Raw genomic sequence first — 14,161 nt, 5'->3', positions numbered from 1 at the left:
GACCGGAACGTCGCAGATGACCGCTGGAGCACCCGCCACCCGGCCGGCCGGTACGCCTCGCGCGTCCCGGCCCGCCGGGCTGCGCAAAGGCTGGGTGGTCGCCGGCGTCCTCGCGGTGCTCGTCGCCCTCCTCGCCGGGGCGTCGCTCGGGCCGGTAAGCCTCCCGCCGGGCAGCGTCGCCGCCGAGTTGCTCAACCTGATCCCCGGGGTGCACCTCGACAGCGGGCTGAGCGAGCGGGAGATCGCCATCATCACCGAACTGCGGCTGCCCCGGGTCGTGCTGGGCCTCCTCGTCGGCGGCCTGCTCGCCCTGGCCGGCGGCTGCTACCAGGGTGTGTTCCGCAACCCGCTGGCCGACCCGTACCTGCTCGGCGTCGCCGCCGGCGCGGGCCTCGCGGTCACCGCGGTGATCGCCCTCGGCGGCGCCGGTCGGCAGGGGGCGATCTCCGGGCTGCCGCTGACCATCCCGCTGGCCGCGTTCGTCGGCTCGTTGCTCGCCGTGACGATGACCTACCTGCTCGGCGCGGCCGGCGGGCGGAGCAGGTCCCCGGCGATGCTGATCCTGGCCGGCGTCGCGGTCTCCGCCTTCCTCTCCGCCGGGCAGACGTACCTGCTCCAGCGGCACTCCGACAGCATCCAGCCGGTCTACTCCTGGCTGCTCGGCCGGCTGGCCACCGCCGGCTGGCACGACGTGCTGCTGGTGCTGCCGTACGCCGCCCTGACCACGGTGGTGGTGCTGCTGCACCGCCGCGAGCTGGACGTCCTCGCGGTCGGCGACGACGAGGCGAGGAGCCTCGGCCTGCACCCGCAGCGCTCCCGCTACCTGCTGATCGCCGCAGCGTCGCTGGGCACCGCCGCGGCGGTCTCCGCGACGGGGCTCATCGGCTTCGTCGGCATCATCGTGCCGCACACCGTCCGGCTGCTCGCCGGGTCGAGCTACCGCGTGATCCTGCCGCTGTCACTGCTGTTCGGGGCCGCTTTCCTGGCCCTGACCGACGTGGTGGCCCGTACCGCCGCCGCCCCGGCCGAGGTGCCCATCGGCGTGGTCACCGCACTGCTCGGCGGCCCGTTCTTCGTCCTCGTGCTGCGCACCGCCCGACGGGTGCTCACGTGAGCCCCGATCCCGGGCCGGCGGGCGTGCCGGCTCCCGGGCCGGCGGGCGTGCCGGCTCCCGGGCCGGCCGGCGTGCCGGCCGTCGAGGTGCGGGGTCTGCACGTCAGTCTGGATGGCACGCCGATCCTCACCGGCGTCGACCTCACCGTCGCGGCCGGCGAGTGGGTCACCGTGATCGGCCCGAACGGCGCCGGCAAATCCACCCTGCTGCGCGCCGTCGGCGGCCTGCTGCCCGCGCCGGAGGCCATCACCCTGTTCGGTACGCCGAGCACCGCGCTGCGCCGCCGCGACCGCGCCCGGGTGGTGGCGACGGTGACACAGTCCCCGGTGGTGCCGCCCGGCATGTCGGTGCTGGACTACGTGCTGCTCGGCCGCACCCCCTACATCCCGCCGCTGGGTCGGGAGTCGACAGCGGACATCGCCGCCGTGCAGGAGGTGCTGGACCGCCTGGACCTCACCGGCTTTCACCGCCGCGAGCTGGCAACCCTCTCCGGGGGCGAACGACAGCGGGTCTTCCTCGCCCGCGCGCTCGCCCAGGGCGCGACGCTGCTGCTGCTCGACGAGCCGACCAGCGCGCTGGACATCGGTCACCAGCAGGAGGTGCTGGAGCTGGTCGACCAGCTGCGTCGCGCGCACGGTCTAACGGTGCTCGCCACCATGCACGATCTCTCCCTGGCCGGGGAGTACGCGGACCGGATGGTGCTGCTGGCCGGCGGTCGGGTGGTGGCGACCGGGACGCCGCACGAGGTGCTGACCGAACACCTCCTCGCCACCCACTACCGGGCCAGCGTCCGGGTGGTCCCCGGCACCAACGGCCCGTTGGTGGTTCCCGTGCGCCCTAACTCCCGTCGTCACCCAGGTCGATGACCGAGAAGAGTGCGCCCTGGGGATCGCGGAGGGCGGCGAACCGGCCGGTCGGGATGTCGCGGGGTGGCACGAGGATGGTTCCGCCGAGTTCGGCGGCGCGGGCGGCGGCGGCGTCCGCGTCGGTCACCGCGAAGTACACCGTCCAGTAGGCCGGGAGGTCGGCCGGGAAGTCGTCGGCGAGCGGCGGCATCATTCCGGCGACGATCCGCGCGCCGAGCCGCCACCCGGTGTACGTCATGCCGCCGACCGGCTGCTCGTCCGGCTGCCACCCGAACACCAGCTCGTAGAAGACCTTCGCCCCGTCCGGGTCGGGGGTGACCAGTTCGTTCCAGCTCATCGCGCCGGGCACGTTGAACGCCTCGGCGCCGGGCATCGCCAGTGGCTGCCAGACGCTGAACGTGGCGCCCGCCGGGTCGGCGAACACCGCCATCCGGCCCCGGTCGAAGACCTCGAACGGCGGCACCACTACCTGCCCACCGGCGCGTTCGACCCGCCCGGCGGCCAGTTCCGCGTCGTCGGTGGCGACGTACGTTGACCAGATCGGCACCTGGTCGGGAATGGCCGGCGGGCCGACACCGGCCACCGGCCGGCCGTCGAGCAGGAAGACGGTGTAGCCGCCGGCCTCGGGCTCCGGTGTCACCCGTCCGGTCCAGCCGAAGAGTTCGGGGTAGAAGCGGCGCGCGTCGGTCAGGTCCGGGGTTGCCAGGTCGGCCCAGCACGGCGTACCCGGCGGGACGGTGCTCACGTCAGACCCCTCTCGGCCGGCGGCCACGGGCGGCCCCCCTGCCGGAATCCTGGCACCGTCCCGCCGTCGTACGGGGCGGAAACGGACGAATCGTCAGCTGAACCGGCGACCCTCGTCCCGTCGGTACGCCCAGGCGGCGAGTGAGGCGAGCAGCGCGACCCAGACGCCGAGCATGATCAGCGCCAGCGGCTCGACCGGGTAGTCCCCGACCGCCGACCACATGAGTTCGGCCGCGCCCCGGGTGGGCAGGTACGGCGCGATCGTCTCGATGAACCCGGGCGCGTCTCCCGGTGCGGAGAGCAGCCCACCGCCGAACGCGAGCGGCAGGAAGACGACCTGCGCCACCACGACCGCCGCCTTGCTGGGCAGCGAGTAGCCGATGGCGAGCCCCATCAGCGTGAACGGCACCGAGATGACGGCAACCGTCACGGCGGTCACCAGGAACGCCAGCGGGGTGATCCGGGCCGGGGTCAGCGTCGCGCCGATCACCACGACCGGGATCAGCGAGAGGTACGTCAGCGCGAGACCGGCCAGCACCCGACCCGCGAAGCGCGGCGCGGGTCCGGCCGGCAGAGTCCGCGTGTACGGGTTCCACGGCTGGTCGCGGTCCTCGGCGACGCCGACGCCGTACTGGAAGATGTTGGCGCTCATCACCGAGAAGGTGATCATCGACGCGGTGGCGAAGGTGGCGCCGACCGCGTCGTCACCGGTGAACGGCACCACGAAGAAGATCATGGCGGCGGCGGGGAAGAAAGCGCTGCCGACGACGGCCACCGGGATCCGGATGATCTCCAGAAGTTGGTAGCGGGCGTGGACCAGGGCGAGCTGCACGGTGCGCCTCCTCAGCGGGTGGTGGGTCGGCCGCCGGCAGCGGCGGGGGCGGGGTCTTCGGGGGCGGGCTGCGCGGCGACGTGGGCCTGCTCCTGGCTGCCCGTCCCGCTGGTGATGGCGAGGAACGCCTCCTCCAGCGAGGTGGGCCGCACCTCCAGGTCGGTGAACGCCGCCCGGGAGCCGACCAGCGCCCGGACCAGCTCGTCGGCGTCGGTGGTGAGCAGGTGCAGTCGTCCGTCGACCCGTTCGGCGCGTACGACGCCGGGCAGTTCGGGCAGCTCATCGGCGACCAGGCTGACCCGGCGTACGCCGACGATGCCGCGCACGGCCTCCACGGTGTCGTCGGCGAGCACCCGGCCCTGCCCGATCACCACCACGCGGTGGGCGAGCGCCTCCACCTCCTCCAGGTAGTGGCTGCTCAGCAGGACGGTTCCGCCGTCGGAGTGGAACGCGCGGATCGCGTCCCACAGGGTGTGCCGGGCCTCGACGTCCAGGCCGGTGGTCGGCTCGTCGAGCAGTACGAGCCGGGGTCGGCCGACGAACGCCAGCGCCACGGCCAGCCGGCGACGCTGGCCGCCGGAGAGCCCGCCGGTCTGCCGCCGGGCGAGGTCGCCGAGGCCGAAGCGGTCGAGCAGCTCACCCCGGGGCACCGGGTCGGGGTAGTGCGCGGAGACGAAGTCGACGACCTCGCCGACCCGCAGCGTGCCCGGCAGACCGGTCTCCTGCGGGGTGACGCCGATCTGCCGCCGCGACGCCGGGTCGCGGGGGTCGCGCCCGAACAACTCGACACGGCCCGAACTGGGCCGACGCAGACCGACCAGCAGATTCATCAGGGTGCTCTTGCCGGCGCCGTTGGGGCCGAGCAGGCCGACGAGCTCGCCGGCCCGGACCTCCAGGTCGACGCGGTCGAGGGCGAGGACGTCGCCGTACCGGCGGCTGGCCTGGTCGGCGCGGGCGAGGGTCATGACTGCTCCTTCGACGGGGTGGGGCCGAGCTGGGAGGGATCGAGCAGGGTGCGGATGGCTTCGGTGTACTCCTCGAACGCCAGCCGGCCCCGCCGGCTGAGCCGGATCAGGGTGGCCGGGGTACGTCCACGATGGGTCTTGCTGATCTCGACGTACCCGGCGTCCTCCAGCTTTCGCAGGTGGACGGAGAGGTTGCCGGCGGTCATCGCGAGCAGTTCCTGGAGCCGGGGAAAGGTGATCCGGTCCCCGTCGCCGAGCGCGGAGAGCGCGGCGACCACCCGCAGCCGTGCCTGGGCGTGGATGACCGGATCGAGGTCGGTCATGGCCGGCGTCGCTGTCGCAGCCGGGCGATGGTTCCGGCGACCAGGATCCCGGCCCCGCCGGCCACCGAGATGACGAGGGCGTGCCAGCCCGGCCCGGCGATCACCCCGAGCACGTTGATCACGCTGATCCAGACGCCCAGCCGGAAGAGGTCCCGGTCCAGCCAGATCGCGCCGCCCGCCATGTGCAACGCCCCGGTCAACCCCACGGCGGCAGCGGACCAGAGCAGCGCCGCCAGATCGTGCGGCAGGTGTTCCGAGACCCGGCCGACCGCCGCGTACACGCTCACCGACCCCAGGGCCCAGGCCCACCCGTACCACCGGCCGCGCCGGGCCGAGTCCCCGCTGACCTGGCCGTACGCCCGCGCGCCGGCCACGGCCTGGATCGCGCCGGCGGCCACCAGCAGGGCGAAGAGCGCGGTCAGGGGCAGCCAGTCGGGCAACCGGACCAGCACCCGCCCGTCCGGGGAGTAGCGCAGGAAGAACAGCCCGAAGCCGACCAGCCACGCCACGCCCCACGGCCAGTAGATGAGCCGGGCGTCGGGTTCCAACCGGGAGACCGTGGCCGCCCGCTGGTCGCGGATCAGTTGGAGTGCCGTCGCGGCGTCGGCGGGCGGTCGATCGTCGTCGTGTTCCACGCAAACAACTTTACGGCGCAAAGTCGAAGCCGTGTGCCCCGCTCCCGTGGCGGGTACCCGACAGCGGCGCGGAGTGCCTACGGTGGGAGTCGTCTGTGGCTGACCCGTCGCACAGGACAGAGGAGGGCCGGCATCAATTACCAGGCACGGCTGACCGACCTTGTCGAGCCGGACGAACAGTTGCTCGCCGTCGCGAAGGCGGAGATCGCCCAGGGCGTCGGGCCAGCCGATCCGCCCGCCGCCGATCCGCCCGCCGTTGACCGCCCAGCCTCCTCCCGTGCCGCCGGCGTTGTCTCCGGGGTCCTGCTCAACCTGCTCGTACCGCTGCTGTCCTTTTCGGCGGGCGACCGGATCGTCGACCGCGTGGCCTTCGGGGTCGCCGGCCGGGGCGTCCCCGGCTCGGCCGCCTCCACCCTGCGGTACGCCCGGCGGCCGGTGCCTCCGGTGACCTCGATCGAGGACACCGTCCTCGCGGTCACCGACCGGCGGTTGCTCGTGTGCGCGTCCGGGCCGATGACAATCTGGTCGAGCCGGGCCGACGACGAGCGGGCCGCCGCCGCAACCCGGATCGTCTGGTCCGTGCCCCGGCCGGCGGTGGCCGACGCCCGGGTGCGTTGGCACCGGCTCAACCCGAAGCGGCTGCGGATCGAGTTCACCGACGGCTCGTGGCTGGCGTTCACGGTGCCGATCGCCGAGCACGGCAAGCCACTGCGCGAGATCGCCGCCGCGCTGACCGGCCGCTGACCCGCCCGACCCGCCGCGAGCACCGGCGAGCTGGCCGTGGCCCGCGCCAACGCCGCCGGGGACAGCGCGGTCTACAGCGGCGCCGGCTCCAGTGGCGCGGCCTGCGCCGGCGTCTGCGGCGGCGCGGTCAGCAGTGGCGCGGGCAGCGGTTCGCTGTGCAGCACCGAGAGGCGGGACACCGCACGGGTGAGCACCACGTACAGCCGGTGCAGCCCGCGTGGCTCGGCCGCGACGATCGCGGCCGGCTCGACCACCACCACGTGGTCGTACTCCAGACCCTTGACCAGCGTCGCGGGCACCACTGTGACCCGCTCCGCGGCGGTGACGTCGTCGGCGGTCGCGGTGGCCACGCCCGCGGCGGCCAGCGCCGCGCGCAGCTCGTCGACCGCGTCGTCCGCGGCGATCACACCTACCGAACCGTCGTGCGCGAGCGCCGTCCGCACCTCGGCCACCGTCGCGGCGGTCAGATCGGCCACGGTACGCACATCCAGGCCGCCGTCGTGACGCAGCGACTCGGCCGGCGGTACGTCCACCGCCAGCGCCGGCAGCAGCAGGTTGGCGAACGCGACCACCGCAGCGGGCACCCGGAAACCGACAGTCAACGGCACCACCACGGCGTCCGGCTTGCCCAGGTGGGTCAGGGACTCCCGCCAGTCGGTCGCCGCCCACGGCGCGGTGCCCTGCGCGAGGTCACCGAGCAGGGTGACCGAGCCGTGCTCACTGCGCCGGGCGATGGCCCGACACTGCATGGGGGAGAGATCCTGAGCCTCGTCCACCACCACGTGCCCGAACCCGGAGGGGCGCTCCAGCAGCCCGGCAGCCTCGTCGACAAGCACCGCGTCGGCGGCGGTCCAGCGGGCGGCCTTCGGCGTACGGGCCGGCTTCGCCCAGACCAGCTGCGCCTGCTCGGCGTCGCTGAGCAACCCGTCCGCAGCCGTGGCGAGTCGGGCCGGGTCGGAGAGCAGACCGTGTACCAGCCCCTCCGGGGTGAGCGCCGGCCAGACCGCGTCCAGGAAGTCCACCACCGGCCGGCACCGGCTCATCCGGCGCAGCCACGCGTCGCTGGGCGACTCCGCTCGCCGTGCCTCGGCCTGCCGTTGCAGGAGACTCACCACGCGCGCCCGCACCCGCTCCCGGCCGGTGCCGTACGGCAGCCCCTCCCGACGGGTCTCCTCGACGATCCGGTGCAGCGGCTCCAAGCCGATCCGCCACCGGAACGAACCGTCCGACACGGTGATCGAGTCGGTCGGCGTACCGATCCGTGTCTGCACCGCGCGCCGCAGGACGCTCGCCATCCGCGCGTCGTGCTTGAGCGCCGCCACGGCCGGCGCCTCCACCGCCCGCACCGGCACCCGTGAGATCAACTCCTCCACGGTGGCCTGCTCGACCTCGACCTCACCGAGCGCCGGCAGCACCGCCGCGATGTACGACAGGAACGCCCTGTTCGGCCCGACGATCAGCACGCCCGCCCGCCGCAACCGCTCCCGGTGCAGATAGAGCAGGTACGCGGCCCGATGCAGGCCGACAGCTGTCTTGCCGGTGCCCGGCGCCCCCTGCACGCAGATCGAGTCGGCCAGGTCGGCCCGGACCAGCTCGTCCTGCTCCGGCTGGATCGTGGCGACGATGTCGCGCATCGGCCCGACGCGCGGTCGCTCGATCTCGGAGGTGAGGATCCGACTGGCCGTGCCCAGTTCCTCGCCCCGGTCCAGCCGCTCATCCTCGAAACTGGTCAACACCCCGTTGCTGAACCCGAACCGCCGCCGGACCGCCACTCCCTGCGGATCGCGCGCGCTGGCCCGGTAGAACGACCGGGAGACCGGTGCCCGCCAGTCCAGCACCAGCGGCTCGCCGTGCTCGTCGGTGACATGCCGCCGCCCCACGTGATACCGCCGACCATAATGATCGCCGCTGCCGCTGCCGCTGCCTTCGCGGCCACTGCTTCCGCGGCCGCTGCCTCCGCTGCCTCCGCTGCCGCTGCGTCCGGTGCTGCCTCCGCTGCCGCTGCCTCCGCTTGCCTCGCCGGCGCTGGTGGTGGTCGTGCTGCTGGTGGCGGTGCCTGCGCTGGTGGTGGCTGCGCTGTTTGTGGTGTCGGCGTTGGTCGTGGTGGCGCTGGTCGTGGGTCCGGTGGCCGTCTTGTCGTCGCTCGTGGTTCCACCGAAGTCGAGGCGGCCGAAGAACAGCGGCGTGGTGGGGTCGTCGGCCAGTTCGGCCACCCGGCGGGCCAGCGTACGGCCGAGCATCTCCGCCGCGTACGGGTCGCCGGCCACCTGGTCGCCGGTCGAGAAGAGGGCTTCGGCCCGCTCCCGCATCCGGCGCAGCGCCGCGCGCGAGGTGGCCAGATGGGCGCGTTCGGCGACCAGATCCGTTTCGGGGTGGGTGTCCAGGTCAGGTGCGGGCATGCTGACGTCCCATCGTTCACATCTGCTGCGCGCTCGCGTGTCCGGTGGCGGATGGCCGCCCGCCCGGCGCGGTGACGTCCGTTCCGGTGCAGCTCACCTCGGCCGTCAAGCGGGCTGCAACCCTACGCCCTCCCGAGGGCCCCTTCCACCGAATTACCGACGAGACCACCCGTTCGCGTTGGCGTGGCGCAGAACGACGTAGCGCCGGGCGCGCACTGCCCGGGCCTGGTGCTGGTCTCGTCGGTCTTCGTCTGGCCGTCGGTCCTGAGCGACGCAGGATCATCGCGTGCGGTTGCCCTGGTGTTGCGGGCGCTACCTCGCGGGTGGATCCACGGGCCGGTGTTGGGCAGGTAGGCAGGCGGGTCGACCTGGGCCGAGCCGGCCGGGCCTATCCGCAAAGTAGCGCCACGCGCTCCCGAGCCGGGCCGGGGTCCGACGTGGGCCGGGCCAGCCGGGCCTATCCGCAAAGTAGCGCCAGGCGCACCCGAGCGGGGCCGGGGTCCGACGTGGGCCGGGCCGGCCGGGCCTATCCGCGAGGTAGCGCCGGGCGCACCCGAGCCGGGCCGGCGTCCGACGTGGGCCGGGCCAGCCGGGCGGCCAGTGCGTCGGGGGGCCTGGCTAGGCGTGGGCGAACGGGCCGCCGGGGCTTGGTCGCTGGTCTCGGCCGGTTTCGCGATGAGTGAGCTTGGCCGGTCTCAGCAGCGCCGGTGGTAGAGGTTGCGCCGTGGGGTGCGGAGCGGGTCCATCCAGTCGGGCGGGAGGAATTCGGCCTGGCCGTCCGGCGCGATGCGGACGATCCAGTCACCCTGGTGAAGGAGCCGGTGATGGTGGCCGCACAGCAGGACCGCGTTGCCCAGCGTCGTCGTGCCGCCGTCGGCCCAGTGGCGGACGTGGTGGCCGTCGCACCAACGGGATGGCCGGTCGCAGCCGGGGAAGGCGCAGCCACCGTCGCGTAGCACCAGCGCGCGCCGCAGTGGGCCGGTGAAGAGTCGGCGTTGACGCCCGACGTCCAGGATCTGGCTGTTGCCGCCCAACACGGCCGGGAGGACCGAGGAGTCGCAGGCCAGGCGTCGGACCGCGCCCGGTGTGAGGCGCACCCCGGTTTCCAGGGTGCCTGCGCGTACGCCGTTGACCAGCGCGTCCAGTGACATGGTGACCACCAGTTGCGGGCGGTCCCCACCGTTGTCGGGCAGGTCGCCGGTGCGCAGTGCCAGCCGGCAGATCTCACCGAGTGCGTCCGCCCGGCGTTGACCGGGACTGCGCTCGTCGTGCTCACCGGCCGGGGCGCAGAGCGGATCGATGGCCTCGCGCAGCAGGCTCGCGGTTTCGGTGTCGAGGGTGCCGCTCAGACGTATCTGACCATTTTGCTGGTCGGAGAGGGTGACGTGCCGGCGGGCCTCGGCTCGCTCGGTGGCTCGCTTGAGAGCTGCCAGCTCTGCCTGGTCGGCCACGTCGGGCGCGACGTGTGCGAGGACGCGCTCCCCGAGGCGGCTCAGGGTGGCCGGGTCGAACCGATCGGCCCACGTGATCAGCAGCTCGGTGGCTTTGTCGGCCACCTCCGGCCCGGCCTCGACGGGCAGGGCGGCGATGGTCTCCGCCAGCACCCGGCCCTGCTCCACGGTGATGGTGCCGGCGTGCACGGCAGCGCGGACCGCTGGTGGCGCGGCGTCGAGGGTGGCCGCGAGCTGAACGAGCTGGCGGGCGGACCGGCTGGAGAGCCGAAGGCGATCCCGCAACCAGACCGCGGTGGACGAGGCGCCTTCGGCGACGGCCAGACCTCGGGCGTCCAGCTCGCGCACCAGACCGAGCTGGACGGCGGCCAATCGCTGCGCCACCTGGTGAGCTGCGTCGAGCGAGGCGAGCAGTTCGTTGTCGGGGAGGGCCCACGCCGCAGCCTCGACGCAGTCGTCGACGGCACCGCTCGCCTGTGCCAACGCCCCCAACATGAAGCCACGATAGAACAGGTGTACGACAACTTTGCGCCGCCGGATGACTCTCCCGCCCGGCTCAGCCAATTCGCCAATACGGGGTGCGCGGCTCCCGGCGGCGACAACCTGGCAGCCGGTTCCCGGGTGAAATGAGCGAACCCGGGCTCGGGGACGCGCAGGCGGGCCGCCGATGCTGAGCGCCTCCGCCACCGCCAACCTGCGGTATCGACGCAGCCCGCGACCCCGGTTCGACCTTCGGGGCGGTCGGCCGGCTGTCGGATGATCGCGGCACGGTGCCTGCGCCGGGCGTCCGACGTGGCGGGATGTGCGGGGTGATGGCGGGTCGGGTGGGCGGCCGGGATCATGGAGGCATGACCGAGGCCCGTCCCGAGCCGCGTCGGATGGTCAGTGACCCGCAGGTGATGCGGGCGCTGGCCCATCCGGCCCGGATCGCGATCATGGAGTATCTCCACAGCCATGTCGATGGCAGCACCGCCACCGAGTGTGCGGAGATCGTCAGGCTGTCACCGAGCGCGACCAGTTATCACCTGCGGGCGTTGGCGAAGTTCGGCTTGGTGGAGCAGGCGCCGAGCCGAGGGGACGCCCGGGAACGGGTGTGGCGCACGTCGAACCCAAGCCTCATGGTCGACGCGGGCCGCGAGGCCGGGCCCGAGGCGCGGGCCGCGGAACAGGCCCTGGTGGAGGCGCATGCGGCGCGCGCCATGGAGCGGACCCGGGACTGGTTGCGCCGCGCCGGGGATGAACCTCCTGAGTGGTACGACGCGGCGCTGTTCAACGAGGCGCTGCTCGTGCTCACAGCGGAGGAGTTGGCCGCCCTCAACGAAGCGGTCCTGGCGCTGCTGAGGCCGTACTACCCGCGGCACCGCACGGAGGTGCCGCCGGACGCGCGCTCCGTCGCCGTGCAGTACCGGACGGTGCCGCTGGCATAGACGGGGGTTGTGCTGATCAGTTGTGAAGGATTATTTTCGAAGTATGTCCTTCACAACTGGTCCGCCGCGCTGGTCCGACGTGTGGCTCGCCGCCTCGGCTCGTGGAATCACGATCTGTGGCGACTTCCTCGCCGCCACCGCGCTCGCCCTCGCCCTCCAGGGTTCCGGAGCTGGCGGGCTCGCCGTGTCGGGGCTGCTGCTCGCGGCCACCCTGCCCCTGGTGGTGCTGGCACCGCTCGCCGGCCGGCTCGCCGACCGGGTCGACAGCCGTACCCTGCTGGTGACCGTCGGGCTGGCCCAGGCCGCGATCTGCACGTTGCTCGCCGTCGTCACCCACCCGGTTTTGGTGGTGGGGCTCGTCGCGCTGCTCGCCTGCGGGCTCGCGGTGACCCAGCCCTGCCTGGCGGCGCTGCTCCCGGCGATGGTCCGCCCGGCCGACCTGCCCCGCGCCAGTGCGATCAGTCAGACCGCTGTCTCTCTCGGCGCGCTCGGCGGCCCGGTGCTGGCTGGCCTGCTGGTGGGGCAGTTCGGCACCCGCGTACCGCTGCTGGTCGACGCCGCGACCTACCTGGCGCTGGTGGCGGCCGGCCTGCTGCTGCGGACCCGACGCGGTGGTCGCCGGACCGCAGCCGCCGTGCCGACCGCCCCCGTACCGACCGCCGCCGCCGGACCGCGCGCTGCTGGACCGCGCGCTGCTGGGCCGGCCGCTGCCGAACCGTGCGCTGCCGAACCGACCGCTGCCGGCTCGGGAACGCCGACCATAGGCCCGGAGGCGCAGGCCGGTCCGACCGAGACCGGTCCGACCGAGACCGGTCCGACCGAGACCGGTCCGACCGAGACCGGTCCGACCGAGACCGGTCCGACCGAGGCCGGTCCGACCGAGGCCGGTCCGACCGAGACCGGTCCGACCGAGACCGGTCCGACCGAGACCGGTCCGACCGAGGCCGGTCCGACCGAGACCGGTCCGACCGCGGGCGGATCGGCTGGGGCCGTACCGACCGCGGCCGGGCCATCGGTGGCCGGGCTGCCTGCTGCGGGTGGTACGGCGGAGGGCTGGCGACTGCGGCTGGATCCGCTGATGCTCGTCATGGTGGCGAGCACCGCAGTGGTGATCGCGGCGGTCGGCGGCATCAACGTGATCGAGGTCTTCTTCATCCGGGAGACGCTGAACGGCTCTGCCACCACGTACGGCCTCGTGGGTGCCGCCTGGATGGCCGGGATGTTGCCCGGTGGCTGGCTGGCGGCGCGGCTCGCGCGTCGGCTGGACGACGACGGCGCGCTGGTCCGTGCGGTGCTGATCGCGCTCGCCGGGTGCAGCCTGATGGTGCTGCTGGCGGCGTTGGTGCCGACGGCGGGTGTGCTGGTGCCGCTCTGGCTGGTGGCGGGAGCGGCGAACGCCGGGGAGAACGTCTTCGCCAACCTTCTCATCGCTCGCCGGGTGCCGGAGGCCATGCACGCCCGCGCGTACGCCAGTTTCGGCGCGGCGGTGCAGGGCGGTTCGATGACCGGTTATCTGCTCGGCGGTGCGCTGCTCACGCGCGTTTCGCCCCGGCCGTTGATCGCGGCGGCCGGCGCGGCGGGGCTCCTGGTGGTGCTGGTGTTCGTGCCGGTCGTCGCCAGGGCGGTACGCAGGCCGGGGCGTGAGCGGTCGGCCGGACCGGTACCTCCGCAGTCGACCGGCCCCGAGCGCGAGGTAACGACGGCACCGGAGGGACCGCGACCGGGTGGGACGGATGCGGGGTTGGCCACTCCGGGCCGGCCCGCCGGGCCCGAGCCGGAGGCCGGGGATACGGTCGGGTCATGGCTGAGCGCGTCGCACGCCCGCGGGTCGGGCACATCCAGTTCCTGAACTGTCTGCCCATCTACTGGGGGCTGATGCGCTCGGGCACCCTCCTCGACGTGGACCTGCACAAGGACTCGCCGGACCGGCTGAGCGCGGCGCTGGTGGCCGGCGACCTCGACATCGGCCCCATCACGCTGATGGAGTACCTGAAGCACACCGACGAGCTGCTCCTCCTGCCGGACCTCGCGGTGGGCAGCGACGGGCCGGTGCTCTCGGTCAACATGGTCTCCACCCGTCCCCTCGCCGAGCTGGACGGTGCCCGGGTGGCACTCGGCTCGACCTCGCGGACCGGGGTCATGCTGGCGCAGTTGTTGCTCGCCGAGCGGTACGACGTGCGGCCCGACTACTTCCGCTGCCCTCCGGATCTGACCCAGATGCTGCTGGAAGCCGACGCCGGGGTGCTGATCGGGGACGTGGCGCTCCGGGCCTACTACGAGGCGCCGTTGCGGGGGCTCACCGTGACCGACCTCGGGCAGGCGTGGCGGGACTGGAGCGGGCTGCCGATGGTCTTCGCCGTCTGGGCGGTCCGCCGCGACTTCGCCGCCGCACACCCGGGCCTGGTGAAAGAGGTGCACGAGGCGTTCCTCCGCTCGCGCGACCTCTGCCTCTCCGAGCTGGACCAGGTCGCCGAGGCGGCAGCGCGTTGGGAGGCGTTCGACGCCGCGACGCTGGCCACGTACTTCCGGACTCTGGACTTCTCGCTCGGCGAGCGGCAGGTCGCCGGGCTGCGCGAGTTCGCCCGGCGGGTCGCCGCGCTCGGCGAGGTCCCGGCGCTGCCCGAGGGTGGCCCGGAGTTCTTCGCCGGCTGAGCAGCCGGC

At 73.5% G+C, this 14,161-nt stretch carries 13 protein-coding genes and 1 pseudogene; 7 read left to right on the top strand and 7 right to left on the bottom strand.

Annotation, left to right across the window (positions count from 1 at the left end):
* The first annotated feature begins 16 nt into the window (after window positions 1-16).
* Both AB0B39_RS05395 and AB0B39_RS05390 read left to right on the top strand, forming a co-directional pair.
* Complete coding sequence (locus AB0B39_RS05395) at window positions 17-1,114, top strand: iron ABC transporter permease (protein WP_357573562.1); 1,098 nt, start codon at window positions 17-19, stop codon at window positions 1,112-1,114.
* A gap of 71 nt (window positions 1,115-1,185) precedes the next feature.
* Window positions 1,186-1,980, top strand: coding sequence for an ABC transporter ATP-binding protein (locus AB0B39_RS05390; RefSeq protein ID WP_357492058.1), 795 nt, complete (start codon window positions 1,186-1,188; stop codon window positions 1,978-1,980).
* Here the strand turns inward: AB0B39_RS05390 and AB0B39_RS05385 are convergent.
* The 5 genes from AB0B39_RS05385 to AB0B39_RS05365 all read right to left on the bottom strand — a co-directional run bounded on the left by AB0B39_RS05385 (window position 1,952) and on the right by AB0B39_RS05365 (window position 5,479).
* On the bottom strand, window positions 1,952-2,725 hold the full coding sequence (locus tag AB0B39_RS05385) for a VOC family protein (RefSeq protein ID WP_357573561.1): 774 nt from the start codon (window positions 2,723-2,725) through the stop codon (window positions 1,952-1,954). The two genes, AB0B39_RS05390 and AB0B39_RS05385, sit on opposite strands and share 29 nt — an antisense overlap.
* A 93-nt stretch (window positions 2,726-2,818) precedes the next feature.
* Entirely contained in the window at window positions 2,819-3,556 is a 738-nt protein-coding gene (locus AB0B39_RS05380; RefSeq protein WP_357573560.1) for an ABC transporter permease, read from the bottom strand.
* A gap of 11 nt (window positions 3,557-3,567) precedes the next feature.
* Window positions 3,568-4,521, bottom strand: a complete 954-nt coding sequence (locus AB0B39_RS05375; protein WP_357491237.1) for an ABC transporter ATP-binding protein — start codon at window positions 4,519-4,521, stop codon at window positions 3,568-3,570.
* Window positions 4,518-4,844 (bottom strand): transcriptional regulator, encoded by a 327-nt coding sequence (locus AB0B39_RS05370; protein WP_234584813.1) that lies wholly within the window; start codon window positions 4,842-4,844, stop codon window positions 4,518-4,520. The genes AB0B39_RS05375 and AB0B39_RS05370 overlap by 4 nt, the downstream gene beginning before the upstream one ends.
* Entirely contained in the window at window positions 4,841-5,479 is a 639-nt protein-coding gene (locus AB0B39_RS05365; RefSeq protein WP_357573559.1) for a transporter, read from the bottom strand. The genes AB0B39_RS05370 and AB0B39_RS05365 overlap by 4 nt, the downstream gene beginning before the upstream one ends.
* A 180-nt stretch (window positions 5,480-5,659) precedes the next feature.
* On the opposite strand from AB0B39_RS05365, the gene AB0B39_RS05360 reads away from it, so the two are divergent.
* The gene (locus AB0B39_RS05360; RefSeq protein ID WP_357573558.1) at window positions 5,660-6,223 is read left to right on the top strand and encodes a hypothetical protein; all 564 of its coding nucleotides are present in this window, start codon (window positions 5,660-5,662) and stop codon (window positions 6,221-6,223) included.
* A 71-nt stretch (window positions 6,224-6,294) separates the two neighbouring features.
* Here the strand turns inward: AB0B39_RS05360 and AB0B39_RS05355 are convergent, their stop codons facing one another.
* Window positions 6,295-8,622, bottom strand: coding sequence for an AAA family ATPase (locus AB0B39_RS05355; RefSeq protein WP_357573557.1), 2,328 nt, complete (start codon window positions 8,620-8,622; stop codon window positions 6,295-6,297).
* A 695-nt stretch (window positions 8,623-9,317) separates the two neighbouring features.
* Entirely contained in the window at window positions 9,318-10,568 is a 1,251-nt protein-coding gene (locus tag AB0B39_RS05350; RefSeq protein WP_357491229.1) for a DUF222 domain-containing protein, read from the bottom strand.
* 353 nt (window positions 10,569-10,921) lie between these two features.
* Between AB0B39_RS05350 and AB0B39_RS05345 the strand changes: the two genes are divergently transcribed.
* From AB0B39_RS05345 to AB0B39_RS05330, 4 genes and pseudogenes are all read left to right on the top strand, one after another.
* The gene (locus AB0B39_RS05345) at window positions 10,922-11,500 is read left to right on the top strand and encodes a winged helix-turn-helix domain-containing protein (protein ID WP_357573556.1); all 579 of its coding nucleotides are present in this window, start codon (window positions 10,922-10,924) and stop codon (window positions 11,498-11,500) included.
* A gap of 43 nt (window positions 11,501-11,543) precedes the next feature.
* A pseudogene (locus AB0B39_RS05340) lies at window positions 11,544-12,137 on the top strand (MFS transporter); the annotation flags it as partial.
* Window positions 12,138-12,578: 441 nt separating this feature from the next.
* Window positions 12,579-13,349, top strand: a complete 771-nt coding sequence (locus AB0B39_RS05335; RefSeq protein WP_357573779.1) for an MFS transporter — start codon at window positions 12,579-12,581, stop codon at window positions 13,347-13,349.
* Window positions 13,301-14,152, top strand: coding sequence for a menaquinone biosynthesis protein (locus AB0B39_RS05330; RefSeq protein ID WP_357491221.1), 852 nt, complete (start codon window positions 13,301-13,303; stop codon window positions 14,150-14,152). Before AB0B39_RS05335 ends, AB0B39_RS05330 begins: the two co-directional genes overlap by 49 nt.
* Window positions 14,153-14,161 lie beyond the last annotated feature (9 nt).

This window comes from Micromonospora sp. NPDC049114 (genome assembly GCF_040648635.1).
In the GTDB taxonomy this organism is placed as follows: Bacteria; Actinomycetota; Actinomycetes; order Mycobacteriales; family Micromonosporaceae; genus Micromonospora.
This window is presented reverse-complemented; position numbering and strand designations above follow the sequence as displayed.

Bases quoted from the DNA above. Each gene is read 5' to 3' on its own strand.
- AB0B39_RS05375 (WP_357491237.1), bottom strand. From the start codon at position 4,521: ATGACCCTCGCCCGCGCCGACCAGGCCAGCCGCCGGTACGGCGACGTC.
- AB0B39_RS05350 (WP_357491229.1), bottom strand. From the start codon at position 10,568: ATGTTGGGGGCGTTGGCACAGGCGAGCGGTGCCGTCGACGACTGCGTC.
- AB0B39_RS05330 (WP_357491221.1), top strand. From the start codon at position 13,301: ATGGCTGAGCGCGTCGCACGCCCGCGGGTCGGGCACATCCAGTTCCTG.
- AB0B39_RS05395 (WP_357573562.1), top strand. From the start codon at position 17: ATGACCGCTGGAGCACCCGCCACCCGGCCGGCCGGTACGCCTCGCGCG.
- AB0B39_RS05345 (WP_357573556.1), top strand. From the start codon at position 10,922: ATGACCGAGGCCCGTCCCGAGCCGCGTCGGATGGTCAGTGACCCGCAG.
- AB0B39_RS05335 (WP_357573779.1), top strand. From the start codon at position 12,579: ATGCTCGTCATGGTGGCGAGCACCGCAGTGGTGATCGCGGCGGTCGGC.
- AB0B39_RS05370 (WP_234584813.1), bottom strand. From the start codon at position 4,844: ATGACCGACCTCGATCCGGTCATCCACGCCCAGGCACGGCTGCGGGTG.
- AB0B39_RS05355 (WP_357573557.1), bottom strand. From the start codon at position 8,622: ATGCCCGCACCTGACCTGGACACCCACCCCGAAACGGATCTGGTCGCC.